The sequence below is a fragment of the Geobacter psychrophilus genome (assembly GCF_056821595.1).
Genome location: NZ_JBXDTU010000004.1, coordinates 2382092 through 2406166, shown reverse-complemented (window position 1 = coordinate 2406166; position 24075 = coordinate 2382092). Strand labels below are relative to the sequence as shown.

The 24075-nt window shown below is 52.0% G+C and carries 29 protein-coding genes and 1 pseudogene; 22 read left to right on the top strand and 8 right to left on the bottom strand.

What is annotated here, in order from left to right; all coding sequences use genetic code 11:
- The first annotated feature begins 9 nt into the window (after positions 1-9).
- Entirely contained in the window at positions 10-684 is a 675-nt protein-coding gene (locus ACOCF6_RS13765) for a roadblock/LC7 domain-containing protein (protein WP_482460903.1), read from the top strand.
- A 40-nt stretch (positions 685-724) separates the two neighbouring features.
- Here the strand turns inward: ACOCF6_RS13765 and xerC are convergent, their stop codons facing one another.
- Genes xerC through ACOCF6_RS13750 form a run of 3 tightly spaced genes read right to left on the bottom strand, consistent with a single transcriptional unit; the run spans position 725 to position 3902 of the window.
- The gene (gene xerC, locus ACOCF6_RS13760) at positions 725-1630 is read right to left on the bottom strand and encodes a tyrosine recombinase XerC (protein WP_482460902.1); all 906 of its coding nucleotides are present in this window, start codon (positions 1628-1630) and stop codon (positions 725-727) included.
- 6 nt (positions 1631-1636) lie between these two features.
- On the bottom strand, positions 1637-2068 hold the full coding sequence (locus ACOCF6_RS13755) for a hypothetical protein (RefSeq protein ID WP_482460901.1): 432 nt from the start codon (positions 2066-2068) through the stop codon (positions 1637-1639).
- Between the two features lie 4 nt (positions 2069-2072).
- Complete coding sequence (locus tag ACOCF6_RS13750; RefSeq protein ID WP_482460900.1) at positions 2073-3902, bottom strand: bifunctional homocysteine S-methyltransferase/methylenetetrahydrofolate reductase; 1830 nt, start codon at positions 3900-3902, stop codon at positions 2073-2075.
- Positions 3903-4093: 191 nt separating this feature from the next.
- Between ACOCF6_RS13750 and ACOCF6_RS13745 the strand changes: the two genes are divergently transcribed.
- The 3 genes and pseudogenes from ACOCF6_RS13745 to ACOCF6_RS13735 all read left to right on the top strand — a co-directional run.
- Positions 4094-4702: a DedA family protein gene (locus ACOCF6_RS13745; RefSeq protein WP_482460899.1), complete on the top strand. Its 609-nt coding sequence runs from the start codon at positions 4094-4096 to the stop codon at positions 4700-4702.
- Between the two features lie 90 nt (positions 4703-4792).
- Complete coding sequence (gene pgeF / locus ACOCF6_RS13740; RefSeq protein WP_482460898.1) at positions 4793-5590, top strand: peptidoglycan editing factor PgeF; 798 nt, start codon at positions 4793-4795, stop codon at positions 5588-5590.
- Between the two features lie 33 nt (positions 5591-5623).
- Positions 5624-6682 (top strand): annotated as a pseudogene (locus ACOCF6_RS13735) (YifB family Mg chelatase-like AAA ATPase); the annotation flags it as partial.
- Here the strand turns inward: ACOCF6_RS13735 and ACOCF6_RS13730 are convergent.
- Together ACOCF6_RS13730 and ACOCF6_RS13725 are read right to left on the bottom strand one after the other, a co-directional pair.
- Positions 6600-8198: a recombinase family protein gene (locus ACOCF6_RS13730; protein ID WP_482460897.1), complete on the bottom strand. Its 1599-nt coding sequence runs from the start codon at positions 8196-8198 to the stop codon at positions 6600-6602. The pseudogene ACOCF6_RS13735 and the gene ACOCF6_RS13730 overlap by 83 nt on opposite strands.
- Before the next feature lie 14 nt (positions 8199-8212).
- The gene (locus ACOCF6_RS13725; RefSeq protein WP_482460896.1) at positions 8213-8905 is read right to left on the bottom strand and encodes a LexA family transcriptional regulator; all 693 of its coding nucleotides are present in this window, start codon (positions 8903-8905) and stop codon (positions 8213-8215) included.
- 455 nt (positions 8906-9360) lie between these two features.
- On the opposite strand from ACOCF6_RS13725, the gene trfA reads away from it, so the two are divergent.
- From trfA to ACOCF6_RS13675, 10 genes are all read left to right on the top strand, one after another.
- Positions 9361-10260: a plasmid replication initiator TrfA gene (gene trfA, locus ACOCF6_RS13720; RefSeq protein ID WP_482460895.1), complete on the top strand. Its 900-nt coding sequence runs from the start codon at positions 9361-9363 to the stop codon at positions 10258-10260.
- A gap of 262 nt (positions 10261-10522) precedes the next feature.
- A complete protein-coding gene (locus ACOCF6_RS13715) occupies positions 10523-10852 on the top strand; it encodes a hypothetical protein (protein ID WP_173201767.1) in 330 nt (109 codons plus the stop codon).
- Positions 10853-10998: 146 nt separating this feature from the next.
- Complete coding sequence (locus ACOCF6_RS13710; RefSeq protein ID WP_482460894.1) at positions 10999-11643, top strand: sigma-70 family RNA polymerase sigma factor; 645 nt, start codon at positions 10999-11001, stop codon at positions 11641-11643.
- Positions 11640-12161 carry a hypothetical protein gene (locus ACOCF6_RS13705; RefSeq protein ID WP_482460893.1) on the top strand — a complete coding sequence of 174 codons (522 nt, stop codon included), beginning with the start codon at positions 11640-11642 and terminating at the stop codon, positions 12159-12161. The genes ACOCF6_RS13710 and ACOCF6_RS13705 overlap by 4 nt, the downstream gene beginning before the upstream one ends.
- An 87-nt stretch (positions 12162-12248) precedes the next feature.
- A complete protein-coding gene (locus ACOCF6_RS13700; RefSeq protein ID WP_482460892.1) occupies positions 12249-12845 on the top strand; it encodes a hypothetical protein in 597 nt (198 codons plus the stop codon).
- 215 nt (positions 12846-13060) lie between these two features.
- Complete coding sequence (locus ACOCF6_RS13695) at positions 13061-13942, top strand: ParM/StbA family protein (protein ID WP_482460891.1); 882 nt, start codon at positions 13061-13063, stop codon at positions 13940-13942.
- Positions 13943-13951: 9 nt separating this feature from the next.
- Entirely contained in the window at positions 13952-14284 is a 333-nt protein-coding gene (locus ACOCF6_RS13690) for a hypothetical protein (RefSeq protein ID WP_482460890.1), read from the top strand.
- 111 nt (positions 14285-14395) lie between these two features.
- Complete coding sequence (locus ACOCF6_RS13685) at positions 14396-14641, top strand: hypothetical protein (RefSeq protein ID WP_482460889.1); 246 nt, start codon at positions 14396-14398, stop codon at positions 14639-14641.
- A gap of 400 nt (positions 14642-15041) precedes the next feature.
- Positions 15042-15380 (top strand): helix-turn-helix transcriptional regulator, encoded by a 339-nt coding sequence (locus tag ACOCF6_RS13680; RefSeq protein WP_482460888.1) that lies wholly within the window; start codon positions 15042-15044, stop codon positions 15378-15380.
- Positions 15370-16662, top strand: coding sequence for a type II toxin-antitoxin system HipA family toxin (locus ACOCF6_RS13675; RefSeq protein WP_482460887.1), 1293 nt, complete (start codon positions 15370-15372; stop codon positions 16660-16662). Before ACOCF6_RS13680 ends, ACOCF6_RS13675 begins: the two co-directional genes overlap by 11 nt.
- Before the next feature lie 279 nt (positions 16663-16941).
- Here the strand turns inward: ACOCF6_RS13675 and ACOCF6_RS13670 are convergent, their stop codons facing one another.
- The 3 genes from ACOCF6_RS13670 to ACOCF6_RS13660 are packed head-to-tail and all read right to left on the bottom strand — an operon-like array spanning position 16942 to position 18583.
- The gene (locus ACOCF6_RS13670; protein ID WP_482460886.1) at positions 16942-17733 is read right to left on the bottom strand and encodes an enoyl-CoA hydratase/isomerase family protein; all 792 of its coding nucleotides are present in this window, start codon (positions 17731-17733) and stop codon (positions 16942-16944) included.
- 20 nt (positions 17734-17753) lie between these two features.
- Complete coding sequence (locus ACOCF6_RS13665) at positions 17754-17975, bottom strand: DUF2917 domain-containing protein (protein WP_482460885.1); 222 nt, start codon at positions 17973-17975, stop codon at positions 17754-17756.
- An 11-nt stretch (positions 17976-17986) separates the two neighbouring features.
- Positions 17987-18583 (bottom strand): TetR/AcrR family transcriptional regulator, encoded by a 597-nt coding sequence (locus tag ACOCF6_RS13660; RefSeq protein WP_482460884.1) that lies wholly within the window; start codon positions 18581-18583, stop codon positions 17987-17989.
- Positions 18584-18743: 160 nt separating this feature from the next.
- Between ACOCF6_RS13660 and ACOCF6_RS13655 the strand changes: the two genes are divergently transcribed.
- Genes ACOCF6_RS13655 through ACOCF6_RS13620 form a run of 8 tightly spaced genes read left to right on the top strand, consistent with a single transcriptional unit; the run spans position 18744 to position 24074 of the window.
- Entirely contained in the window at positions 18744-19349 is a 606-nt protein-coding gene (locus tag ACOCF6_RS13655) for an OmpA family protein (RefSeq protein ID WP_482460883.1), read from the top strand.
- Positions 19346-20098, top strand: coding sequence for a DsbC family protein (locus tag ACOCF6_RS13650; protein WP_482460882.1), 753 nt, complete (start codon positions 19346-19348; stop codon positions 20096-20098). The genes ACOCF6_RS13655 and ACOCF6_RS13650 overlap by 4 nt, the downstream gene beginning before the upstream one ends.
- A gap of 54 nt (positions 20099-20152) precedes the next feature.
- The gene (locus ACOCF6_RS13645) at positions 20153-20452 is read left to right on the top strand and encodes a hypothetical protein (RefSeq protein ID WP_078788887.1); all 300 of its coding nucleotides are present in this window, start codon (positions 20153-20155) and stop codon (positions 20450-20452) included.
- Positions 20453-20510: 58 nt separating this feature from the next.
- Positions 20511-20777: a type IV conjugative transfer system protein TraL gene (locus ACOCF6_RS13640; protein WP_173201758.1), complete on the top strand. Its 267-nt coding sequence runs from the start codon at positions 20511-20513 to the stop codon at positions 20775-20777.
- A 22-nt stretch (positions 20778-20799) separates the two neighbouring features.
- Positions 20800-21378, top strand: coding sequence for a type IV conjugative transfer system protein TraE (locus ACOCF6_RS13635; protein WP_482460881.1), 579 nt, complete (start codon positions 20800-20802; stop codon positions 21376-21378).
- Positions 21378-22325: a type-F conjugative transfer system secretin TraK gene (locus ACOCF6_RS13630; protein WP_482460880.1), complete on the top strand. Its 948-nt coding sequence runs from the start codon at positions 21378-21380 to the stop codon at positions 22323-22325. The genes ACOCF6_RS13635 and ACOCF6_RS13630 overlap by 1 nt, the downstream gene beginning before the upstream one ends.
- A complete protein-coding gene (locus ACOCF6_RS13625) occupies positions 22315-23583 on the top strand; it encodes a TraB/VirB10 family protein (RefSeq protein WP_482460879.1) in 1269 nt (422 codons plus the stop codon). The genes ACOCF6_RS13630 and ACOCF6_RS13625 overlap by 11 nt, the downstream gene beginning before the upstream one ends.
- On the top strand, positions 23580-24074 hold the full coding sequence (locus ACOCF6_RS13620) for a TraV family lipoprotein (RefSeq protein ID WP_482460878.1): 495 nt from the start codon (positions 23580-23582) through the stop codon (positions 24072-24074). Before ACOCF6_RS13625 ends, ACOCF6_RS13620 begins: the two co-directional genes overlap by 4 nt.
- Position 24075 lies beyond the last annotated feature (1 nt).

The following is a 24075-nucleotide window of genomic DNA, read 5'->3' as shown; positions in this document are numbered from 1 at the left end:
ATGGACCCTATGCAGGACATCCTGCGTCACATAAATAGTGTAGAAGGTGTCATGGGCAGCGCCGTATTCAACGAAAAGGGAGCGGTATTAAGCCATGCCTTTCCTCCCCTGATTGATGCTGATGCCCTTAAGAAAGCAGCGGAACTGACGCTGGAGTGCATCCACGGGCTGCAGATCGCTCAAACACTGGAAGTTCTTGATCTGCGTTACGCCGAAGGACGCATCATCATAAAATCCTTCCCGGGTGCGATGCTCTGCCTGCTCTGCGCCAAGAATATCAACCTGCAGGTCCTGATCATAACCCTCAACCTGGCGGTAAAAAAACTTGAGTCATTGCTGCCGAAGGAAGACGAACCGGGCAGTATTGCGGATGAAAGCACCAACAGCGGAGTGCTCAGCCTGAAGATCAGCCATCTGGCCAACCGGGATGCCAGCAGCAGCTTCGACTCCCTCGGCATGATCGCCATCAGCCAGCCAACCTCAAGCTTCATCAGCGATTTCTACAAATCGCCCTTTAAAAAACTTGTTCTCACCAATACGGCTGCCGGAACAAGCGGTACCTTTCCGGTAATGGTCATGAAAGACATTGATCAGCAGTTTGACGGTACGATCATCGTCGGACCGGGCATTGAGAAAAAACTCAAGGTCAGTGAAGGGGAAAAGATCGAGGTACAATTGGCATAGCCTGCATATAGCAGGCAAGATCAAAGAGGGATGAGGCAACTCACCCCTCTTTTTTTGTATGCGCCTTGGGATGGGCCTTGTCGTAGACCTCCATCAGGCGGTCGATACCGACGTGGGTGTACTTCTGGGTGGTGGAAAGTGACGCGTGGCCGAGCAGTTCCTGAATAGCGCGCAGATCTGCTCCTCCCTCCAGCATATGGGTCGCAAAGGTGTGCCGCAGGATATGGGGAGAGATGCGTTTGAAGGCCGCAATGCGCAGCACGTGATCATCGACAATCCGGGCCACGCTGCGGCGGTTGATGCGATGACCGCGGGTATTCAGAAACAGCGCCCCGCTACCGGCCCGTTCTCCGCGATCCTCCAGGTACAGGCTGACAGCCATGATGGCACGGCTGCCGACCGGTACGATCCGCTCCTTGCCCCCCTTGCCCATCACCCGCACCATCCCGCCGGACAAATCAAGTTCACCGATGTTGAGTCCGGTCAGTTCGGATACTCGCAAGCCGCAAGAGTAGAGCAGCTCCAGGATAGCACGATCGCGCAGGGCGTATTTTTGATCGTCAGCCGGGGCTTCGACCAAGGCCGTTACCTGATCGATATCAAGATGAAACGGCAGCCGGTTTTCCTTTTTGGGCGTAGCGATCAGTTCAGCCGGGTTCTTTATGATGACCCCGCAGCGCAGAAGATACCTGAACAAACTCCGCATCGCGGCAAGCTTGCGCCCGATGGAACTCTTCTTGTTACTCTTGCCCAAGAGCGCCAGGTAGCGCCGCAACAGCAGATGGTCAACATCTGCGGCCGAGGCCGCCTCGCCTTTTTCACGGAGTACAAAGGCCGCCAGCTGTTCCAGATCCCGGCGATACGCTTCCAGGGTATGCGGCGACACATTGCGCTCCGTATCAAGATAACTGCAGAATTCTGTTATCTGTCGTGAAAGCGCTTCCATTGCCGTTTATTCGAACAGCGGCAGGTTGCTCTTCAGCTGCCAGCCCTTCTTGTCTTCGGTATCGAGGTAGGTCCACTTTTGACGATAGGTCAGGGTCTTGATGCGATTGGACGGCAGCGCGTAGTAGTCGAAATCAGCCACCACCTCGCCGGTACCCTTCTCCGGCAGGCATTCCGAGGTCAGGATGCGGTAATCGGTGATGGTAACCCCCCGCTTCTTGATCTCCTCGGCGCTCTTCATGAAGGCGTCCCGCAACTCCGGGTCCAGATAGACCATGCCGGCGCTTTCTATATCACGCCAGCGCAGCATCTTGTTGTAGCCCTTCATGCTCTTCTCAAACTCCTCGCGGATGTTGGCATGTTTGGCCTGCAGTGCATATGCGCACGAGCACAGCATCAGGAGCATGAAAATCATCACGTACCGACAGCATCGTTTCATTGAGTCACTTCCTTTCAAGTACGTGAATGTAATCGATCAATTCAAGCGCCAATTCGTATTTCCCAAAGGGGGGAATCAGATAATATCCGCCGGCCGCATGAAAGGTCGCAGCAATAAACTCCTTTGCAATTATCAGCCCCTCACGCATGCCGGCCTCTTTTTCCAGCCCTTTCATCCGGGCACGGATTTCGTCAGGGACAGAGATGCCCGGCACCTCATTGTGCAGATACTCGGCATTGCGTTCGCTGACCAGTGGCATGACCCCGGGCAGCAGCGGGATGCCGCAGTCGCGGGTCAGATCAAGAGACTCAAAAAACAAGGCCGGATCATAGATCGGCTGACTCTGGGCGAAGACAGCGCCATTGGCAACCTTTTTCCGCAGGCGTTCGGCCTGCATGGCTGTATTTTTGGTATTGGGGTTGAAAGCCGCGCCGATCGTGAAACCGGTGCCGCTGCCGATGGGATTGCCGATGGCGTTGACCCCGCGGTTCAGGTCGGACAACAGCTTGATCAGCGTGAATGAATGCAGGTCGAACACCGACTTTGCCCCGGCATGATCCCCCATGGTGGCCGGATCCCCGGTCACCGCCAGAACCGAGCGGAGTCCCAGCAGACTGGCGCCCATTAGGTCGGACTGCATGCCGATCAGGTTGCGGTCGCGGCCGGTAACATGGATGATCACCTCGATACCCACCTCGCGCTGGATCAGACTGCCCAGGGCGATATTACCCATGCGGGGGCGGGCCAGCGGATTCTCGGCCAGGTTGATAGCATCTACACCGGCTTCTTTCAGACGCCGGCTGCCTTCCAGAATCCTGCTGCACTCCATGCCTTTGGGAGGGTCAAGTTCAACTGTTATGACCTTGCGGCGACCCCAGGCGTCCAGAAACGAAGTCCGCCCGGCGGGTTCCTCTCCGGCGTTTATCGTAACACTGACGGAAGCCGACGGAGTGCGCGGAACCGGCAAACGTCCCGTCAAAGCCCCGGCCATGGCAGCGATGTGCTCGGGGGTGGTGCCGCAGCATCCGCCGATCAGGTTGGCGCCCACCTCGGCCATCTCCCCGGCCATGGCAGCAAAATAATCGGGGGTGGTGCGGTAGATGTAGCGGCCGTCGTGATATTCGGGGAAACCGCTGTTGGCATAGGCGGCAATCGGCTTCTGCGTCAAGCCTGCAAGCCTCCGCACCACCTTGACCAGTTCCAGCGGGCCGGCACCGCAGTTGGCTCCGATCACATCGGCACCGGCCTGTTCCATGGCAACACAGAATGCCTCTACCGAGGTGCCGTCACCACTGCGGCCCCCTTCCAGAAAAGCCATCGAGGCACAGACCGGCAGACCGGTGGAGCGGGCGGCCCGCACTGCAGCAATCAACTGCGGCAACGCCCCAAAGGTTTCCAGCAGAAAAAAATCAACGCCCCCCCCTGCCAGAGCCCTGCACTGGACGCCAAATTCGTCCACCATCTCAGCTGCGGTCAATTCGCGCTCGTCACCCTTGACCCGTATCAGCGGGCCAACCGAGCCGGCCACCAGAATATCTTGCCCCTGTCCGGCCGCTTGGCGGGCAATACGGGCGCCGGCGGTGTTGATCTCGGCCACCTTGTGCCCGAGACCAATAGCCGCCAACTTGGTGAGGTTGGCGCCAAAGGTATTGGTCTCGATCACCTGGGCGCCGGCAGCAACGTATTCGCATGCCAGCTCCAGCACGAGGTCAGGCCGCACGAGGTTCAGGTGTTCAAAATTGCTGTCAAGACTGACCCCTTTGGCATACAGCATGGTGCCGACGGCACCGTCACCGGTCAGAATTTCGATTTTCAGCCTGTCAAGTATGTTCATGGTGTCCTGTGGTGATAGAGTATCGAACCGTTCTGGCTGATGTAATCCCTGTGGCCCTGCCCAATACCCGCTAAAAGTCAGAAAACGACATCCCAACTCAATGCTAGCCGACTGTATCTGCTGTTGCCCGAATCCCCAATATGGGGTATAAGATTACCTTTCCGAAATATTTTCCCGAATGGAGTTATTCAATGCATGTACTTGTCCAGTGGCTGCTCGATACTATCGGCGCAATGGGGTACCCGGGTATCTTCCTGCTGATGGCCATGGAAAGCTCCATCATCCCCGTACCCAGCGAACTGGTCATGCCGCCGGCCGGCTATCTGGCCTTTCAGGGCAAGATGAATATGGCAGTCGCCATCCTGTGCGGCACACTGGGAAGCCTGGTGGGAGCCTACGCCAACTACTTCGCCTCCCACTACCTGGGGCGACCGCTGATCATTAAATATGGCCGCTATGTACTGATCCCGCCGGAAAAGTTTGAACGGGTGGAGCGCTTCTTTCTGCAGCATGGTGAGATCTCCACCTTTGTCGGTCGGCTGCTGCCGGTGGTACGCCATCTCATCTCCATCCCGGCCGGCCTGTCGGGCATGAACCACCTGCGTTTCTCGATCTACACACTGCTGGGTGCAGGCATCTGGTGCAGCATCCTGACCGGCATCGGCTATGTTATCGGCGAAAATCAACAGCTGATCATGCAGTATGCCCACCAGGCAGTGGTCTGGGTTTTCCTGTTCAGCCTGGCCCTGATTGGCGCTTATATCTGGTGGCACCGACGACGTGCAGGTATTAAAGCGTAAAGCGCTACGGAAGGCAAAGGGATTTTTAACTCACAGCAGAAACAACTTCCAACTGATTACAATCTGCCAATCGGCAGAGGAGAACGTATTATGCAGATGAAGCGCATCAATCAAATCCATTATATTGCCACTGAATTCAGCGAGCCGGCCTGTTCGGTACAGGGTTTCACCACCCGCCATGAGGGGGTTTCACGACCGCCCTACAATTCGCTCAACCTTGGAACCACCACTCAGGACCAGCTACACAATGTAGAGGGCAACCGCAGCCTGCTGACGCGCGCCTTCGGTATCGCCCAGGAAGCGCTGGTCACCGTACGTCAGGTGCATGGCAGCGACATCCTGGTAATCGACGAACCAAACGAGGATTACTCCCACTTCCTGACACTGGAAAGCGATGCCATCATCACCAACCAGTCCGGCGTCATGATCGGAGTCTGCGTGGCCGACTGTGCCCCGATCCTGCTGCTGGACCCGGAGAAGCGGGTCATCGCCGCGGTGCATGCCGGCTGGCAGGGCACCGCAGCGGGTCTGGTTTCCAAGACTGTGGCCGGGATGCGATCCCTGTTCAATTGCAATCCCGGGACGCTGCAGGCTGCGATCGGCCCCTGCATCTCCAAGTGCTGCTATGAGGTGGACGCGCCGGTCAGACAGGCCTTTGCCCAGAGCCAGATTCCGTGGGAGGTCTGCGCCGAGCCAAGCGGCGCGGGAAAATGGCAGCTTGATCTGGCCGCCGCCAACCGTGAGCTGCTCCTCTTGGCCGGGGTACCGGACAGCGCGATCCAGGTGTCGGGTATGTGTGTCAGCTGCCAGCGCGAGCGTTTTTTTTCGTATCGCCGGGATGGTGGCGAAACCGGGCGGCAGATGGGCTTCATCATGCTGAAACCTTAACTGCAATTATGAAGTCAGAATTATGAGTTATGAATGACTTTAAATCATACCTTCATAATTCAAAATTGGGGGTTAAAAGTGCTCGCAAAGGTTCTCAGCAGCGCACTGATCGGAATCGACGCTATCCTGGTGGATGTAGAGGTTGACCTGGCCCCGGGACTGCCGGCCTTTGCCACGGTGGGTCTGCCGGACGGCGCAGTCAAGGAGAGCAAGGACCGGGTCCGGGCAGCGCTCAAGAACTCGGGCTACGATTTCCCGGCCCGCCGAATCACCGCCAACCTGGCCCCGGCCGACATCAAGAAAGAAGGCGCGGCCTATGACCTGCCGATCTCCATCGGCATCCTGGCTGCCACCGGTGTTATCAAACCGACACTCCTGCAGCAGTACAGCCTGCTGGGAGAACTCTCCCTGGATGGCGGTCTCAAGGCGATCCGGGGCGCCCTCTCCATGGCCGTAGCCGCCAAACGGGCCGGGTTGAAAGGGATTATCCTGCCGCTTGAAAACGCCCCCGAAGCCGCAGTGGTCGAGGGACTCGAGATCATCGGCGCCACGACCCTCTCCCAGGTCGTGGAGTTCTTGAGCGGCCGCGAAGGCATTGATCCGTGCCGTATAAATCTCCAGGAGCTTTTTACCAGCAGCTGTGAGTATGGCGAGGATTTCAGCGAGGTCAAGGGACAGGAACACGCCAAACGCGCCATGGAAGTGGCAGCCAGCGGAGGCCACAACCTGATCATGATCGGCCCGCCCGGCTCGGGCAAGACCATGCTGGCCCGGCGCATCCCCACCATCCTGCCACGCATGTCCTTCGAAGAGGCCATTGAAACCACCAAGATTTTCAGTGTCAGCGGCATGCTGGATAAGGATCGCGCCCTGCTGGCGGTCAGACCGTTCCGCTCACCGCACCACACGATCTCGGATGTGGGACTGATCGGCGGCGGCAGCACCCCCAAACCGGGCGAGGTCTCCCTGGCCCACAACGGTGTCCTGTTCCTGGATGAACTGCCCGAGTTCAAGAAAAATGTTCTGGAGGTGCTGCGGCAGCCGCTGGAAGACGGACGCGTGACCATCTCCCGCTCGCTAGTTTCCCTGACCTACCCGTCGCGGCTGATGCTGGTGGCGGCCATGAACCCCTGGAGATGTGTGAACCTTTCTCTACTGGCGCGAACGAAGGGATATAAAAGAAGACAAAATGAAGGGAATCCTCGCCGACATCAATCCTCTCGACAAGTTCTTTCACGACTTGCTGCCTAGCCTCATAACTCAACGATGGCCACAGTGACGCCAGCGTAGTTGCTCTCTCGATTACATACGACTTGCCAATCTCATTTGTTTTGATGAAATCAATCTCTGCCTGCAGACGGGGGATCTCCAGGGTAATGTTGTCAAGCCTGGTCTTGATCGGATCATATCTTTCTTTGAACCCGTTTTGATCAAGAACCTGCTTACCGTACAAGTCGATTAAAACATCAACTTTCCCGTTTACTTCCTTCTGCTCTTTCTTCAGCAGTTCAAGCCTCTCCTGCTTTTCCACCAATTCATTTTCCAGATCTTCGTTGGCACCAAGCTGTTCAGGTGCGACAACCACCTCCTTCAAGGCATTCTGGAAGTTCTCCTCGATGATGTCCTCGTTGATTCTCATTCCACATTTCTTGCAAGCATAACGGGGAATCTTCATCGACGGATATGGAGCAACGTACAGTTTTTCTCCGCACTGGCATTTCAATATTCCTGAAAACAAAAACCTTCCAACCTTTGGAACCGATTTGAATGATGTGTATCGTCGAGCAGTCTCCTCAAAGATTTTATTCGCTGCGTCCCAGTCCTCTTCCGACACCAGCGGTTGAACGTTGGTATAGACCCAATCTGACTCCGGTTTCAGCACCCAATTCTTCTTGTTACCAAGACTCTTTGCGTAGTTGGCTCTGCGTATGCCCTTGTAGATTGTATCCGAGAGAAGCCGCTTGAGAGATGTCGGCCTGTAAACCTTCTTGCTCCTTGAATAGAGACCTTCATCTTTGAGTTGATTACAGGTGGTGAGCAGCTTGCCGGTTTCAAGGAATATTTGGTATGCTCTTTTGACGACTGGAGCTTCATCCGGATTGGGAACGATCTTTCCATCAACCCAGTGATAACCGAAGGCCCCCTTTCCACCAGTATTCTTTCCCAACTTTGCCCTGATAGGAATTGATGCTGCGACACGGGCAGAGATCTCCTCACGCTCCCACTGAGCCAATGCGCCGATAACGGTATAGAGGAGTCTGCCGGCAGGAGAGGACGTGTCAATACTCTCTTCAAGGCTTACGAGTGCAGCGTCGTGCTTTTGGAAGTAGTCGGAGATTTCTAGGAGTTGTTTGGTGTTGCGGGCAAGGCGAGCAAGTTTTGAGAAGATAAGAGCCTGTATTCGACCAGCGGCTACATCATCAAGCATTCTCTTGGCTTCGGGATTGTCAAGGACATCCTTGCCTGAAACGCCTGACAGATCATACAAGTCTACTATGTTCCATCTCTTGAGTTCTGCATACATTCTAGCACGGGCTTCATGATTCTTTGGCGATTCTCCCCGCGCCTGGTCTTCTGTTGATACCCTTATCCATATCCCAACGTTCATCCCGTCATTCCTGTCTAAATCACCCCGCCGGCCCAAACCACCCTACCGACGATCTTAAGATTTAACGCCTCTTCCCCATGCAGAATTTCAGGCTCGTATAGGGTGTTATCGCTTCGGATCACAACAGAGCCGTCATACTTCTTCTGAAGACGCTTCACAAGTAAGGCATCGTCGTATTGCACAACGTATATAGCGCCATCTTCAACCTTCGACGTCCGGACATCGATTAAGATTAGATCGCCGTTGCTCAGGGTAGGCTCCATGCTATCGCCTTGAACTGAAATGAGTGCCAGAAAATCCCTGGGGATTCCCAACACATTTTTTACCCACTCCGTCTTGAAATACAAGTGATCTACAATCTGTTCGCTATGAATAATTGCACCTCCTCCAGCACTGGCCTTGACCTCGTAACGAGGAACTCGGACGTAGCCATCAGCCTCCGAGACAAGTCCATTGTCACGGCACACGGTCGGAAGAGAACTATCATCTGAGAAAATCCACTGCAAATTGATGTTATGCCTGATACACAATTTGATGATTTTATCGTACGGGACTGTTCCCCGCTTTTTCCAGGTTCCAAGCAGCCTTGGGTCGCTTTCTAGCGCTTTTGCGACATCCGTATCATTCTTCAGATCAAGGGCTTTTTTCAGCTTTTCGATGATAGATTCGATCAAATTATCATCATTATGCAGATTTTGGCTTGACATGGTTTTCATCCTTATGCAACAATAATCATCATGATGAGGAAAGCGCTTAAAATAAAGGTCCTGATGATGCAGAAAGGAATATCAGGATCACATATCGCTGAAAAAGCAGGGGTACATCGTACTGCGGTCTATCACGTAATCAGCGGCAGAGCAAAATCACAACGTCTGCAAAGGCTGATTGCCAAAGAATTAGGTTGGCCATTTGATGCACTCTGGGCCGATTGATGATATTTGCAAACGGTTTATCGTCTATATGGAACAGACAATCGTCATTTACTCATCATTTATAGCATACGTATTTAATATTTTCATCAAAATGTTTAGTTAATCTTCTGTTTGTTGCGAGTAGGCCGTGAAGGTAACCATCGAATACAGAAAATCTCCAGACCCTGAAGCCAGGTTTGATCGTGTGATGGATATTATCCGTCGGGACCTCGAACGCCAGGCCTTTGTGCGTGAAACCGAACATATTAGAGTTTCACCGTCACCACCTCCGCGATCCCGGGAGGTGGCCATTGCAACATAATAGACTCCAACACAGAGCAAGTTCAGTTGACGATAGAAGCGGCGTTGATTCGTTCGAACGCATTCTTGAAAGCCTCGCAGCGAGACCAAAGTATCTTCCAGAGTGGCCTGATACTCAAAGAGCAATGCCGAATGAAATCCTTCGTTCGGCACTTTTCAATTGCCGGAACCGTAATCAAGCTCGTCTCTTCATGAAGGACGCAGAAATAGCTGTGATCGGAGACGGCCAGGTAATTTATCGCGGAGAGGAACTGCGCCAGGATGATGAACTTGTCTGGTTGCACCTGATGCACCTGGCAAAAAAGACCCATCTTGGCGATTGCATCGACTTCACCCCCTATTCTTTCATCAAAATGCTTGGCTGGCCCATCAAGGGCCAAAGCTACGACCGACTCCGTGTCTGCTTGAGCAGGATGCAGGCTACAGCAATCCGCTTCCAATCAAAACGCCTTGATACCTTCATCAGTGTTTCTCTGATCCTTAAGTTCAGATCCAGAAACGATAACAATGAAAATCTATCCCGATGGGAAGTCTGGGTTGGCGAGGAAATGCGCCTCCTATTTGACGAAGAGTTCCTGACGAGGGTGAACTGGGAAACGAGGCGAGCGCTCCCAGACGGCATCGCATCCAAGTTGTTTGGTTACTGGTCAAGTCATCGGAAACCTTTCCCGGTAAAGGCTGAGACTCTCATCAAGCTGTGCGGTTCCGAAATGGAGCTGAGGCATTTCCGTATCGAATTGAGAAAAGCGCTCGATGTTCTCGTGAAAGTGAGTTTCCTCGAATCCTGGGAGGTCAAGGATGACCTGGTTACCGTCGCACGGAGGCATTGACCTATGACTTACCAAGTATTGACTTATGACCGGCGAACTACTGACTTTTGACCGACAAAGTATAGACCTAAGCCCTACAGGTACTGACTTTTGACCGGCAAACCTATTGACTTTAGACCGGCAGAACTATTGACCTTTGGCCGACAAGCACATCGGAAATTCGTTTTGCAGCACGCGATGTTACAGAGTTTTCCACAACCCCCTAACCTTCTTTTAACCTTTTATAACCATTAGGGGCTGAAAAACATCAAGGAGGACCCCCATGAACTGCCCAGTTCCTGATGACGCTGTGACAATTGTCATCGCTTATTTACGTCAGCAAGGACTCACCATTACCCATACCGGAAATGCATACCGCCTCGATGAAGGCTTGCCGAACATCAATGTCGTCATCAAGGCATTCCGTGATCAAACCATCAGCATTGCTGAAGACGGTACCATTCATCTTTTTGGCATCTACCTTCCTTCAGGATGGGACACCGTGAGAATCAGGAGAAAGGTTGAAGATCATCTTCGGAAGATCTCCTCTACAGAGGAAATTATCCGTATCGCTTCATGCTTGGGAGTAAGACTTTCTGAAACCGTAAAGTGATCCGGGAACACCCGGTCTCCAGTCGTAGTACGACAACCTAATAGCACAGATTCAATCTGGCACGGCCGGGCACTTCAATGTGCTGGCAAAGCCGGTCTACGGAGAAAACTTCCGTGACCGGCTTTTTTTGTTTGAGCGGAGGTCACATGGATTTCTTCAAGGCAATGCAATGGGTGCAGGACAACGAACCCACGATCAAGAGCAAGATCAGGCAGTATCGGAAATTCACCCCCTATGAAATGTGCGACTTTCAGCAAGAGGCATACGAGGCTGCATTCGTCGCGGTTCTCCGCAGTCAGGAGAAGAATATCCCGTTCGAGGCTGCCTTCTGGACCACATTCCGGAACAAGATCAGCGTTCTGACTCCCGACCCTAACTTCACCCATGGGTCCAATTCGATTCCTTCGCATATCTGTTATGGCGACATTGAGGCAGTCGAACAGACGATTCACGGGAGTGATGATGGTGCTAACATCGAGGCGATCTTCGAGGCTATTTCCCACCACTTGACGGAAAAGGAAAGGGAAACCCTGTCTCTCTCCCTGGGGGTAGCGGAACAAGGGAAACTATCCACCTACGAGATCGCTGAACTTTACGGCTGCTCGGATTTTAATGTCCGTGACACTTTGAAAAGGGCGTTCAGACGGATAAAGCAGCTCGCAGACAACGGAACCATAGTCGTTGACCGCATGAGGCTTGTGACTCAAAAACACCGGGACATAATGTCTGGCTGTGTAGCCACTCAGGACTTCACGCATTTGGGTTTCTCGGCAAGAAGCCCGCCTTCATGATCGAAACACTTCACGGCAACAGCAACCGATTATTACAACCCGCAAAAGGAGCCATAATGAAACGCAATGCAGCAATCAAGAAGTTCAAGCCATTATCCCAGAAGGTGCTCAGGCGCCTTGCTGAAGACCGCATCATCGAATCCCCGCTTACGGATAGTAATCAGCAGCTTCTTTCTGCTCTCTGTCGAATCTGGACAGACGAATGGTACGTTGCCCAGATGAATAAAACTTTCAAACCAGATAAGAGGGCGGTCATGCTGGCTTTCCCCAATTTCGGTAAAATTGAACGATACATCCTTAGCAACTATCTCAATCTCAAACCTAGGGCAAAACTCCGAGCTAGAGATATGGCCAACCGCATCCGGCAACACTTCGAGATCGAGTACCCGCATTTCAAAATTCATCGAGTTCGCCAGGCGGCCTACAACCTTCGCCGTCATTCTCGTTCCGGAAGTCGCAAACATACCTTGATCCAGTTGGCCATGCTGGAGGGGAACCACGATAATTTTTGGTCATAAACATCTGTCAGAGTCGACAACTAAACATATCTATAAGAACTTGTTCTTTTAGATATGTTGTACCTCATCAACGTAAGGAGAATCGGAATGAGAATAGAAAATCTGGAAGAAACGCTCAACTCGCGAATAGAGGAGGCATTTAACTCCGGTTTGAGCGTTATCGAAATAACCAGGACACTGAACAAGAGCAGCGCCGAACATATTCATGATCTGCTCAGGGGTGCCGGCCACATTGATACCCTCCCAAAAGAAGGTCTGCGTAGGTCATACGGAATCGATGCCAAATGGGAATCCGTTCTGCGGAAGAAAGGCTATTCCTTCCCGCGCTGGTGTACAGGATGGGGCTTTGATCCTGTAAAAGCGGCAAGAGAACTGGCACAAGGTGAACAAGGAGCTGTCCATGTAGCGTTGAAGAGAGACTTTCCTGCCGTTTATGCGCGTATGTTTGGTGAAGATCCGCCGCAGAGGGTCCCAACCACCAGAATACATGATCCACATCCATCCGTAACAATCGTCTGGCATCCCGACCGCAATGCCTACGTTGCCGAGTTGATCGGCAATCCGGCGATAAATGCCGGCGGCATAGATCTGGAGCACGCATTACAGCGCTTCCTGGTGGCGCTCCGGTTTGATGAGCAAATCAAACGCCTGGAATTGATGATCGCCCAGATACAAAACCAATAACGCAACGTGGAGAACAAAAGTTCTCCATGTATCGCAAACAGAGGTAAGGAGCCTTTTTAGGGGAACAAAAAGGTACCGGAAAAGGGTCCATAATTGAATGGAACCTAAATATTCCCCCAAATATTCCCCAAAAACGTCTCCTTCACCTTCCCCCCCGCAAGATTATAGGTGTAGGGGACGTTTTGTTCCCCAAAATATTCTCCAAGGAGGCAATCATGGGAGTGCTGGTTTGTGATCTGGGATTTTCGTCGGCGAAGTGGATGTATGAGGATCGTAAGGGGAGAATTATTTCCGCATTCAGGTATGACGGTGAAAACCTGCTGTTAGGGGAAGAAGCTCTGTTGTCATCAGGGTCGTCCTACCTGAAAACAATGGAAGAGCTTGTAAGGTTTTATCCAGAATTTGTTGGCCACTGTTTCAAGGCGGCGAGAGCAGAAGGGATAGTAACACTCGCCGTTGGTCTGCCATATTCCTATTGGCAGGATCAAAACAAACCTGGCGGAGCGGTTCCGGCCCTAGCAAAGGCATTGACTGGAGCGCTCGTCACTGACGTTGCCATATTCCCGCAAGGACTCGGTGGACTCAGGGATTATCTGGATAATGTCGAGGAACGCCCTGAAGGCAACGTGCTGGGAATAGACATCGGATTCAACACCATCATCTTTACGCTCTTTTCTCCTCAGAAAAGACAGATCATCTACGGCAAGACCCTCAACAAACGGGGTGTTCACCAAATGGCAACCAGCTATCTGCTGCCACGCATCAAGGACCTGGCACCTTCCGGCACTTTTACCCCGGTCGAAATAGCTTTCCTGATCGAGAAGGGTTATCTGCAATACGGATTCGAGCGACACGATGTCAGAAGAGAAATCAGCGATGCCGGCGTTGCCTACATCGAGCACATCCTTAGGGATGTCCAGGGAGAGTTGCAGGCGCACGTTGGAATGCATGCCGACTTCGACCGGGTATTGCTGTTTGGTGGTGGTGCCGCACTGCTTAAGGATGGCTTCCCGGCAAAGAATATCGAGGTAATCGTCCTGCCGGTTCCGGAATTTGCGAATGCCCGCGGATTCCGTTCACTCGCTGGCGGAATGTGAGCGTGAATCATGGCCCAGTTCACGCTCAAGATCAAAACCTATGATCCCGACATCGTCAATGCTTTCGCACGCCTTCGTAAAAGCCGGAAGCAGTCGGCCTTTACCCACGAAGCCCTTAAATACTTTCTGGCAACGGAACAGGGGGCACAGGTTATGGCGCTCATGGCCAAGGGATACGAAGAACCACTGAAAACCATCACCAAAGCAAATCGGAATGAAACACCCATTACTATACGTGAATCAGCACCATTAATGCCAACGACTCTTGAACGTCAGGCGTTACCACTTGGGGAACTGTCGGAAGACTACTGTGCCGCAGTTCTTGGCAATATATTGAAATGACGAAGTAAAGTCAGCCATGCAAATAATTTTTCCTGAATGGCTTGGTTTAGAAAGAAGTGACGTGATTTCAAAAATTAACACAGCACCTGGAGAAGTGCGGGAGGTAACACTATGAGACGAATTGATCACCTAGGTTTTGATGATTTTAACGAGGAGATGGGCAATCACGTCACTCTCCTCACTGAGGAATGTACCATCAAGTATGGGGACCGCTTTGGAAGATTGCTCGTGAATCTGGCCACCAGGAAGTACGGTAAATACATACTGGACAAGACCTCTGAGCAAATATATGACGAATATGGCGATATTGTTGCTCAGGAACTTGGTTGTATGAAATTTGAGCGGAAGCATGACTAGACAAGATGTTCATAAGGTAATTGAGCTTATTGCGTCAATTCTCATAGAGAATCCATCTATCGTTCCGGGTCAAGATGGGGTGACGACAGCTAATTGGCTTCGATCCCTGTTTTTTGACGAAAAGTCTGGAACTCTATACTTTGGACGTGATGAAATCTCGCGCAAAGAGTTGGAGTTAATACTGTTACTAAGGCAACGCAACATATCTCCGATGGATTTTATAAAAATGCTCCAACAGGAACATCAGTTGGCGTGGCTATCAACGAAGTAAATCGGAAAATATTCTATCACTTTTTGCGAGAAGAAAGATCTCAATAATCGTTGACGCATTCTTAAAGTTTGGCTATTATCGTAATCACGAAGCAATTACATGACTACGATAATACTCAATTGGTGATCTATGGCGTCTCCAGTGAACCGCACATATCTCCGTCAGACCCGGGATGCAGCAGAACTGCTGGGCAAGCTCATCCGGCTTGGAAGGAAAGAGCGCAAGATGACCGAGGAAGAGCTGTCCGGACGGGCAGGGATTTCCAGAAGAACCTTGCAGAAGATCGAGCGCGGTGATACGAAGTGTGAGATCGGCCTGGTGTTCGAGGTCGCCAACCTGGTTGGAGTGAACCTGTTCGGGGATGAAGGAAACGCAAACATCTCCAGGAATATAAGCCGGATAGACGATAAACTGGCTCTTCTACCCAAGCTGGTTCGCAGCACTGTGAAGGTAAACGATGAATTCTGATTACAAAGAAATATATGTCTGGATCTGGCTCCCTGGGGAGACAGAACCGGTGGTTGCCGGGATGCTTACGGCCGTAGGGACGACATATGTCTTCAACTACGGTAAAAGCTATCTTCAGCGCGGCAATGCTATACCGATTTACGACGCTGAACTTCCCTTACGTCAGGGGCTACTTCCTCTCCTTTCTGGTCTTTCTATTCCTGGATGTCTGCGGGATGCGGCTCCTGATGCCTGGGGACGCAGGGTAATACTGAACAAGAAGTTCGGAAATAAAGCATCAGGAATCGATCCGGCAGCACTCGACGAACTCAGTTACCTTATCGAGTCAGGGTCCGACCGGATAGGCGCCCTGGATTTCCAGCTATCGCCTACGCAGTACGAGCCACGATATGCCTCAGGAGCCCCCATTGAAGAACTGATTGAGGCGACCGAGCGTGTCGAGAAGGGTATTCCGCTAACTCCTGAGCTTGCCCAGGCACTTCAGCATGGCACCTCTATCGGTGGAGCGCGCCCCAAGGCCCTCATAGAAAGCGATTCCCGGAAATTTATAGCGAAATTTTCCACCTCTACAGACCTCTACTCCGTCGTCAAAGCAGAGTATGTCGCCATGAGACTAGCTGACAAGGCAGGCCTAGACGTGGCACAGGTCTCTCTGAAACTTGCCGCCGGTAAGGATGTGCTACTTGTTGAACGTTTTGATCGGATGGCAACGGCCAACGGGTGGCAGCGCAAGAGCCTGGTTTCGGCACTGACGATGTTGACTCTGGATGAGATGATGGCCCGTTACGCAAGCTACGAAACGTTGGCCGAAATTATCCGGAGTAAATTCAGAAATGCTCCCGGAACATTGCGCGAACTGTTTTCCCGCATCGTGTTCAATATCCTAGTTGGCAATACTGACGACCACGCCCGCAATCATGCAGCTTTCTGGGATGGGCAGATGTTGATGTTAACCCCTGCATACGATATCTGCCCACAGGGTCGCCATGGGCAAACCGCCACACAGGCAATGCTGATCGCGGGAGAAGATCGGTCAAGCCGGATCACCACCTGCATTGCTGCCGCTCCGCAATTTCTCCTCTCTGAAGAGGAGGCCGTCGACATTATCGCTAAACAGATAACGTGCATCGAGCAGAATTGGTCGACTGTCTGTGACAATGCATCGTTAAGCGAAGTTGATCGAAATTTGATGTGGGGAAATCAGATATTGAATCCATATGTTTTCGAGGGGTTGGAACCAGGGCCCCTAAAAGATCTCGCTAGACGGCACCAGCGAGGATGAGACTGAAAGCCGCGGACTTCTTTCTGGAGTTTGCGGTTTTTTTCATATTTCCATTATGGTTTGAGACACGGTCGCGGGAAGATCGTGAGGCCAGTAAAGTAGATATGGCTGAATACCTCGGTCTTCATGGTCAACCCGGGAAGAAACACTTCATCAGTAGAAATCATCCGGAAAATAGCATCTGTTCCTGTATCGATCCTTGCTAAATCCGGACTTTGTGATCACCCTGAAGCGCTCCTGCTGTCAGATAATCAGGTGCCAGAACAGCACAGGCAGTTCTTACGCTTTTCCTGATTCTTTACCTTTTACGTTGAAAGCGGCCAATCGTTCCCTGGCCTCACTGAAGTCACCCAGGTTGGAATAGGAATTAATTGTTTCAATGCGCAGAGCATCATCCATAGTTCGCCCGACAACATCCTGAATTGTCTCCTTGGCGGAGCGGACCGCCTGCTGGCTGTTGGCCAGGATCATGGCTGCATACTGTTCTGCAGTCGCCATCAATTCGGCATGAGGCACAACTGTGCTGACCAAGCCAAGACGAAATGCCTCCTCGGAGACAACTTCACGCCCTGTAAGAGTTAGTTCCAGAGCCACAGCCATACCGGCGATAGCGACCAATCTGACAAGCCCACCGTCACCCTGATGCAAGCCGTAACGCACCTCGAACACACCGAATTTGGCCTTTTCCGAAGCTATACGGATATCGCAAGCAAGCGCGAGTTCAAACCCCCCGCCAATGGCGAATCCGTTAATCGCGGCAATAATTGGCTTGGTGATCTTGTGCTGGCCACGGGTGATGCCGCCTGCAATGCCGGTAGAAACATTATTGCGCACATCCAGCATGGTGGCATGCTCCCACTTTGGTATGAAGGTTTTCAGATCTGCTCCAGCGCAGAAGGCCTTACCATTCCCGGTCAGAATGGCGACATCCGCTGAATCATCTTTGCCGAACCGGCTCCATACGTCCCATAATTCATCATTCAGATTATCATCCAGCGAGTTGAGTGCGTCCGGTCTGTCGAGAGTGATGTAAGCGATTCGGTTTCGGTTTTCATAAAGAACCTGTGTCATGTTGCTCCTCCTATCTGTATTTACTGGTTATGCACGCTCTTTATCGTTATGCATGAATCTTTCAACGCTTCGACGATCGCAGTTTCACCCTTATCCAGAACAACCTTCTCGGTTCGCCTTAAAATATAGTCTTGACGATCTCTTGAACGGGTCAACCAGATGCATCCACTGTGAACGCGCATATCATTTCTCAGTGCGGCAGGTATTGATATCACCTCATGTTTTTTGAGCAGGATGGCCACATCGACTCCTTCTACACCTTCAGTTGATCCAGATACGCGTGAAGCTGTCTGATCGTCCGTTGCCATACCAGGGGGTCCTTGGTTGCAGCATAAAGAGCTGCTGCACCATTCAGGACAATGATAAAAAAGGCGCTGATTTCGATATGATCCAGTCCGGGTCTGATGATCCCTTTCTTTTCCGCCTCCTTAAGACAAGAGGCCATCAACCTGGAAAACCCTTCAATGCCGCGCCAGATCTTGAATCTCATCCCTTCCGCCTGACCGGAAAGCTCTACCAGCATGTTGAGGAAAAAACACCCTCCAGGAAAAATATCCTTGCCGAGGTAATCGCGCATGTCGTTTTCCACCATGCATCCCAGTCTTTCCAGAGGATCTTCAATCTCACGTGTATCCTTGAAAACTATCTCACTCCAGATTCGTACCGCCTCGTCATAGGTGGCCTCCCAAAGCACCTCCTTGCTGCTGAAGTGACCGTACAGACCGCCTTTGGTCAGTCCGGTCGCCTCCAGAATGTCACCGATGGAAGTGTTGTAGTATCCCTTGACCGAGAAGAGCTCCAAAGCTTTGGTGACTATTTCCTGTTTTGTCTTGCTTCCCTTGCTATTCATAATTCACACTCACCCATATAATATACCGACCGGTCTGTTTATAAATATTCGCATAACAAAAGTCAACTTTAAAAATGTCTGTAGTGTTTTTCTTATTTATACCCTCGCACCTTCCCCCCCTGAAGATAATCAATATGAAGATCAAATTTCTGGAGGACTCATGCTGGCAAAGTTTATGACCACTGCGTCGATCGTTTTTCTCGTTCCACTGTCAAGCTTAGCTTCCGATATACGCCAACGACCATTCGCGTATTCCTTTGATGCAGCATCAGCCCAGAGTGGAGACACTTTTGTTGTCTGTTCAAATTGCCCGGACAGCAAGCTGACCATCCTCCCTGCCATTACCAAGCTTGCAGTGAGAATAAGCGACTCCATGCCAATACAGCCGCCTACTACTCAATCTGAGGTTGTAGCCGTTGTACCTAGAAATGAGCAGCCTGAAATCAAGGGGCTACTCGGGACGGTTCACTTTCAGTTCGACAGTTCCAGGCTTTCCCAATTTGAGCAGGGCAATTTGGAAAGGATATCAAGGGATATTCCCGCAGGTAATTCCGTCGGTATAACCGGGTACACCTGCACAATCGGTACGGATGATTACAACAAGAAACTGTCCTTCAGAAGAGCAGAAGCCGTCGCCACGGCACTGAAGGCCAAGGGGGTGAACATCAACACTATCGAAGGCAGGGGCAAATGCTGCCCTGCCTCGCAGGACAAGCAACAGAACAGAAGAGTAGAAATCATCGGATTACAAAAGGAGGGAATGTGAAGATCGCAAATAACAAGAAACTTATGGTCGGCGGGCTGATGATGTTCATCGTGACTGCGGCGGGTTTCTCTATGGCTAACGACAATCTAAGAACGGAGAAAGAGACCCTGATGAAGACCTTTCCAAATATGAAATTGGATGGCTTCAGGGAATCGCCGCTCAAAGGCCTATATGAGATCACCGCAGGCGAACAGGTATTTTACTTCAGCCCCGAAGGATACCTCTTTTTTGGTGAAATCTGGACCAAAGACGGCAAGAACCTGACAGCCGAGATGCGGGAGAAGGTTGTTGCAGAAAGAATCAACAGCCTCCCCCTGGATAAAGCCCTGAAAATCGGCAATGGCCCGAAAAAGGTTATCGAGTTCACCGACCCTGACTGCCCCTATTGCCGCAAAGTTGACAACTTCCTCTCGAAGCGAACTGACGTGACCCGTTACGTCTATTTCGTCCCACTACGTAGGATACATCCCGACGCAGAGAAAAAGGCCCGCTACATCCTGTCGCAATCTGACAGGGACAAGGCATTCCATGAGGTATTCGAGGGAGTGCTGGACGGAAAGCCAATCTCCATAACCGATGACACACAGCAACAGCAACTGGAGGAGATGGAGAAAATTGCCGCTGGACTTGGCGTACGTGGAACACCGGCACTCTGGATCGAAGGTGCTCACGTGAATGGTGCAGACATCCAACGGATCACCGGGTTGCTGGACAAGGGAAAGGAGGTGAGCAAGCCGCAATCACACTGAATCTACTTCGCAACATCGTCTGACCATCACACCAACAGCTCAAAGGAGAAATGAATGCACAAGCGGAAAATGCTTCTGATGACCCTCGTTGCGATGATCGTAACGCTGGCGGCATCCCAGGCCATGGCCCTCGTTGCCCCCGTAGCCGGTTCGTTCGGTTTCGAGGCCTACGACTTCTTCATCAACAACATCCTCAAGGGACCATTCGGCGCCATCGCCGGTGTTCTCTCCATCATTGCCGGCGTCGTTGTCATGATCCAGCAGAAGATGGTCCCGGCAGTCCTCTGCATCCTGGGAGGAGTACTCGTCATCAACTCGGACAAGATCGTCACCTCACTCGGGATGATCATCTAGCCACAACCGGGGGGGCGAAAGCCCCCCCACCATCTTGTAGCCATGAACGGAGGCGTACTTGATCCGCAAGTTTCCCCAATATCTGACGCAGCCGTTCCAGGTCCTCTGGTTCGAACCCGATGACCTGGCCATCATGACGGCAAGTTTTATCTTCGCCCAGCAGTTCGGGGGATATCTCTGGCTGACAATGATCATCGTACCGTGGGCATACAGCCGATTCAAGCGTCAGTACCCGCGAGGTTTCCTGCGCCACGTTCTCTATTTCATCGGTCTGGCACCGATGAAGGGGTACCCGCAGTTCTTCGAAAGAGATTTTCTGGAATGACCACAAACAGAGGGAGAAAGAAGTGAACCTCGACATATTTCTACAGAAAAGTTCCAACATTTTCGCCGAAAACCGGCTGCTCAAGTTCGTGGTCGTAGCACTTGGCATTGCCGTTGTCATCAACACAGCCGGACTATTCACTGCATTGAACAGTCAGCGGGTGATTCTCGTGCCGCCGACCATCAATTCAAAGATCTCGGTTTCCGGTGACAAAGCCTCGGATGAATACCTCAAGGAATTCACCCGCTACATCCTGAGTCTGGCGCTTACCTACAATCCGGTCAACGTCCGGTCGCAGTTCAGCGAGCTGCTAGCAGTCTACGACCCCGCCGAATTCCAGGCATCACGGAAAGAGTTGTACGAACTGGCGGACAAAATCGAAAACACCAAGGCCTCCAGTGCCTTTTACATTCATTCAATCATCAATGACGCCGAGAAGCGGCGTCTCGTAGTGACCGGTACCAAGAAGACCTACATGGTGGATCAGAAGGCAGAGGACGTTCTGAAGGTCTACCTCATCGAATACCGCTTCGAGAACGGAAAATTCGTCTTGGTGCGTCTCTATGAGAAGCCAGCGCAAGGCGAGAACAAGGGGGCGTGATGCGTAAAACGTTTGCTTTACTGACTGCATTGCTGGTGCCGACATTGGCGCATGCAGTGGAACAAGGTGGTCTCCAGAGACAGAAAGCTTCAATTGACCAGGCTATTGAAAAGCCGGTCGAAGGGGAGTTTCCGACCGTTGTCTTGCCCGAATCGTCAACCGGTATTCGGCTGTCGAGTTCCGACATAAATCGGATCTCCTGCCCAACTGACATTCGAGAAGTCCTGACCTCCACCGAGAAGGGGGTAACGATCAAGATCACCGGCAAAGATGCATTCGTGAAGTTCAAGGTGATTAAGAAAGGAGACAAGTTTTCCTACTCATCGACACCGACCGAGCTCTACGTCGTCTGCGGTGACAAGGTTTTCAGCATGGTCGCATTTCCCCAAAGAGTGCCATCCCAAACAATCCGCCTCACTTCCGGCCAGGAGAAGAAGATCAAGGAGAACCTGTCTCTCTATGCCGGTTTACCCTTCGAGAAGAAAGTGCTCAAGGCGATCAGGGAAGTTTACACCGAGAACATTCCTGACTCATACAGCATCAACAAGAAAGAAAAACGTTTCTTCACGTTCCGTGAAATCCTTCTGACTCTCAAACGGACTGTAGATATCGAGGGTGAAGGTCTCAGGATCAAGGAGTACGAGGCATCACTGCGGGGAGAAACTCCCGAATTCAAGATGAACGAGAAGATGTTTCTGCGTACGGCACTGGTGGAGAACCCCATAGCTGTATCTCTTGAACGTCACGTTCTGCGAGCAGGAGACACTTCCAGAGTTTTTGTGGTGGAGCAACGTGCCGAGAAACAGGGAGTTCGTAGACTGACCGGTGACCTGCCGGTAATGGATCAACCAACGCAGAGTCTGACAGTCAACAAATCTGGTAACCCAAAAGAGTCCTCAGAAAACCGTACCGAGTCAGATGTACAGGAGGCAGACGATGAAAAATAAGCTCCTGTCTTTCTGGAACGGTCTAAGTGGCAGTCAGCGCCGAAATCTTGTCTGGATTATGACTGGCTGCATTCTGGTGGCCGTATTTACGATTGGCTATTACGTCATGAACAAAGGGAAAGATCCTGCTCTCAATAAAAGTGTGAAGCAGGCGCCCTTGAGCATCGAGCCAAAACTCCTTGAAAAGTCACAATTCCTCGAAAGCCAGAAGGAGATTGCCAAGCGTGACGACATGGTTGCCGAACTCACGAAGAGACTCGATGAGATCACCCGTGAGAAAAAAGGTGATCCGACTACAGCGCCGGTGGCTCAGATCGGCACAGCCCCCGCTGTACCGGGAGACAATCATACTCAGCAGCAGGGCCAATTGCAAAAGACCGGTTCTGGCAGGACAGCAATATCAAAACAACCGTTGCCTCCAATTCCACCGATGCCGCAAGGCAGCAGCATCTCGCTTCCCCCACCGCCTGCCACAGCTCAAGGAATGGCAGCAGGTCAGATGCAGTCTCCACCCGAAACCGAAATCGGTGATATCGCCATCGTTTCGTCTCCTGGATCAGGCAAGCCCGCCAAGGCTGATGCGGAAGATAAAAAAAAAGACGTCGGGACCGTCTCGGTCTATCTGCCACCTTCCTTTATGGAGGCGACTCTGTTGAGTGGCTTGGACGCTCCAACCACTTCGGAAGCCAAAGGAAATCCGGTGCCGGTGCTGCTCAGGGTAAAGACTCCAGCGGTACTGCCCAATAGCGTCAAGGCTAACCTCAAAGGGTGCTTTGTTATCGCTGACGGCAAGGGGAACCTGGCCACCGAGCGCGCGGAACTGCTGCTCGTTTCCTTGTCATGCCTCGACCGTAAGGGGCAGGCGGTAGTCGACCAGAAGATCAAAGGGTTCGTCGTTGATGAAGACGGCAAAATTGGCCTGCGAGGCCGGGTCGTTGCCAAGATGGGCTCTATGATCGCCAGGAGCATGTTGGCCGGTTTCTTCGGCGGTGCCGGTGACGCGATTAAGTCTGCGGCCACGACCATGTCCGTAAGCCCTCTCGGTACAACACAAACCGTTGACCCCAAAGACATTGCCATGTCTGGGCTTGGGTCCGGCCTGTCGAGTGGTTTCAAAGAGATCCAGAAGTTCTACATGGAACTGGCCAGGCAAACCATGCCGGTCATAGAAGTCGGAGCCACAAAGCCGGTGACACTGGTCATCAGCGAAGGAATCAATCTGGACATCAAGAAAATTGCCAAGGGAGGCGGAAAGTGAAGAAAGCCCTTATTACGATAGGAATGCTGACAATGAGCGGCTGTGCCCTGCTCAACCCCTACGAAAGCAGCTTTAGCTGCCCTGAAACCAGCAACGGCAAGTGCGTTTCGGTGCAAACCGCCTACAAGGAATCGACAGCAAGCCCTGGCAAATCAAGCGAAGCACCTGCAGAACACAAGGAAGACGATTGTAATGCTGACAGTGCTGCAGCCGGTCTCTGCACCGAAGGCAAGAAGGATATCTCTCTGCATCCGTCGGCCAAAGAGAACGGTACCTACAACCGCTACCAATCGGCACTGTTCGACAAATTCAGCGGACTGCTGAAAGAACCGATCACACCGGTTGTTGCACCCCCAAAAACCATGCGGGTGCTCCTTCTGCCATACACCGGCCAGGACAATGAATTCTACATGCTGCGCTATGTCTACTTCTTCGTTGATGAACCGCGCTGGTTGATGGGTGACTCCGTTACATCCGGCGAGGAGGAGTAGA

What these genes read in the sequence shown, in the direction of transcription:
- ACOCF6_RS13765 (WP_482460903.1), top strand. Translation starts at nt 10, where the DNA reads ATGCAGGACATCCTGCGTCACATAAATAGTGTAGAAGGTGTCATGGGC.
- xerC (WP_482460902.1), bottom strand. Translation starts at nt 1,630, where the DNA reads ATGGAAGCGCTTTCACGACAGATAACAGAATTCTGCAGTTATCTTGAT.
- ACOCF6_RS13755 (WP_482460901.1), bottom strand. Translation starts at nt 2,068, where the DNA reads ATGAAACGATGCTGTCGGTACGTGATGATTTTCATGCTCCTGATGCTG.
- ACOCF6_RS13750 (WP_482460900.1), bottom strand. Translation starts at nt 3,902, where the DNA reads ATGAACATACTTGACAGGCTGAAAATCGAAATTCTGACCGGTGACGGT.
- ACOCF6_RS13745 (WP_482460899.1), top strand. Translation starts at nt 4,094, where the DNA reads ATGCATGTACTTGTCCAGTGGCTGCTCGATACTATCGGCGCAATGGGG.
- pgeF (WP_482460898.1), top strand. Translation starts at nt 4,793, where the DNA reads ATGCAGATGAAGCGCATCAATCAAATCCATTATATTGCCACTGAATTC.
- ACOCF6_RS13730 (WP_482460897.1), bottom strand. Translation starts at nt 8,198, where the DNA reads ATGAACGTTGGGATATGGATAAGGGTATCAACAGAAGACCAGGCGCGG.
- ACOCF6_RS13725 (WP_482460896.1), bottom strand. Translation starts at nt 8,905, where the DNA reads ATGTCAAGCCAAAATCTGCATAATGATGATAATTTGATCGAATCTATC.
- ACOCF6_RS13715 (WP_173201767.1), top strand. Translation starts at nt 10,523, where the DNA reads ATGAACTGCCCAGTTCCTGATGACGCTGTGACAATTGTCATCGCTTAT.
- ACOCF6_RS13710 (WP_482460894.1), top strand. Translation starts at nt 10,999, where the DNA reads ATGGATTTCTTCAAGGCAATGCAATGGGTGCAGGACAACGAACCCACG.
- ACOCF6_RS13705 (WP_482460893.1), top strand. Translation starts at nt 11,640, where the DNA reads ATGATCGAAACACTTCACGGCAACAGCAACCGATTATTACAACCCGCA.
- ACOCF6_RS13700 (WP_482460892.1), top strand. Translation starts at nt 12,249, where the DNA reads ATGAGAATAGAAAATCTGGAAGAAACGCTCAACTCGCGAATAGAGGAG.
- ACOCF6_RS13695 (WP_482460891.1), top strand. Translation starts at nt 13,061, where the DNA reads ATGGGAGTGCTGGTTTGTGATCTGGGATTTTCGTCGGCGAAGTGGATG.
- ACOCF6_RS13690 (WP_482460890.1), top strand. Translation starts at nt 13,952, where the DNA reads ATGGCCCAGTTCACGCTCAAGATCAAAACCTATGATCCCGACATCGTC.
- ACOCF6_RS13685 (WP_482460889.1), top strand. Translation starts at nt 14,396, where the DNA reads ATGAGACGAATTGATCACCTAGGTTTTGATGATTTTAACGAGGAGATG.
- ACOCF6_RS13680 (WP_482460888.1), top strand. Translation starts at nt 15,042, where the DNA reads ATGGCGTCTCCAGTGAACCGCACATATCTCCGTCAGACCCGGGATGCA.
- ACOCF6_RS13675 (WP_482460887.1), top strand. Translation starts at nt 15,370, where the DNA reads ATGAATTCTGATTACAAAGAAATATATGTCTGGATCTGGCTCCCTGGG.
- ACOCF6_RS13670 (WP_482460886.1), bottom strand. Translation starts at nt 17,733, where the DNA reads ATGACACAGGTTCTTTATGAAAACCGAAACCGAATCGCTTACATCACT.
- ACOCF6_RS13660 (WP_482460884.1), bottom strand. Translation starts at nt 18,583, where the DNA reads ATGAATAGCAAGGGAAGCAAGACAAAACAGGAAATAGTCACCAAAGCT.
- ACOCF6_RS13655 (WP_482460883.1), top strand. Translation starts at nt 18,744, where the DNA reads ATGCTGGCAAAGTTTATGACCACTGCGTCGATCGTTTTTCTCGTTCCA.
- ACOCF6_RS13645 (WP_078788887.1), top strand. Translation starts at nt 20,153, where the DNA reads ATGCACAAGCGGAAAATGCTTCTGATGACCCTCGTTGCGATGATCGTA.
- ACOCF6_RS13630 (WP_482460880.1), top strand. Translation starts at nt 21,378, where the DNA reads ATGCGTAAAACGTTTGCTTTACTGACTGCATTGCTGGTGCCGACATTG.
- ACOCF6_RS13625 (WP_482460879.1), top strand. Translation starts at nt 22,315, where the DNA reads ATGAAAAATAAGCTCCTGTCTTTCTGGAACGGTCTAAGTGGCAGTCAG.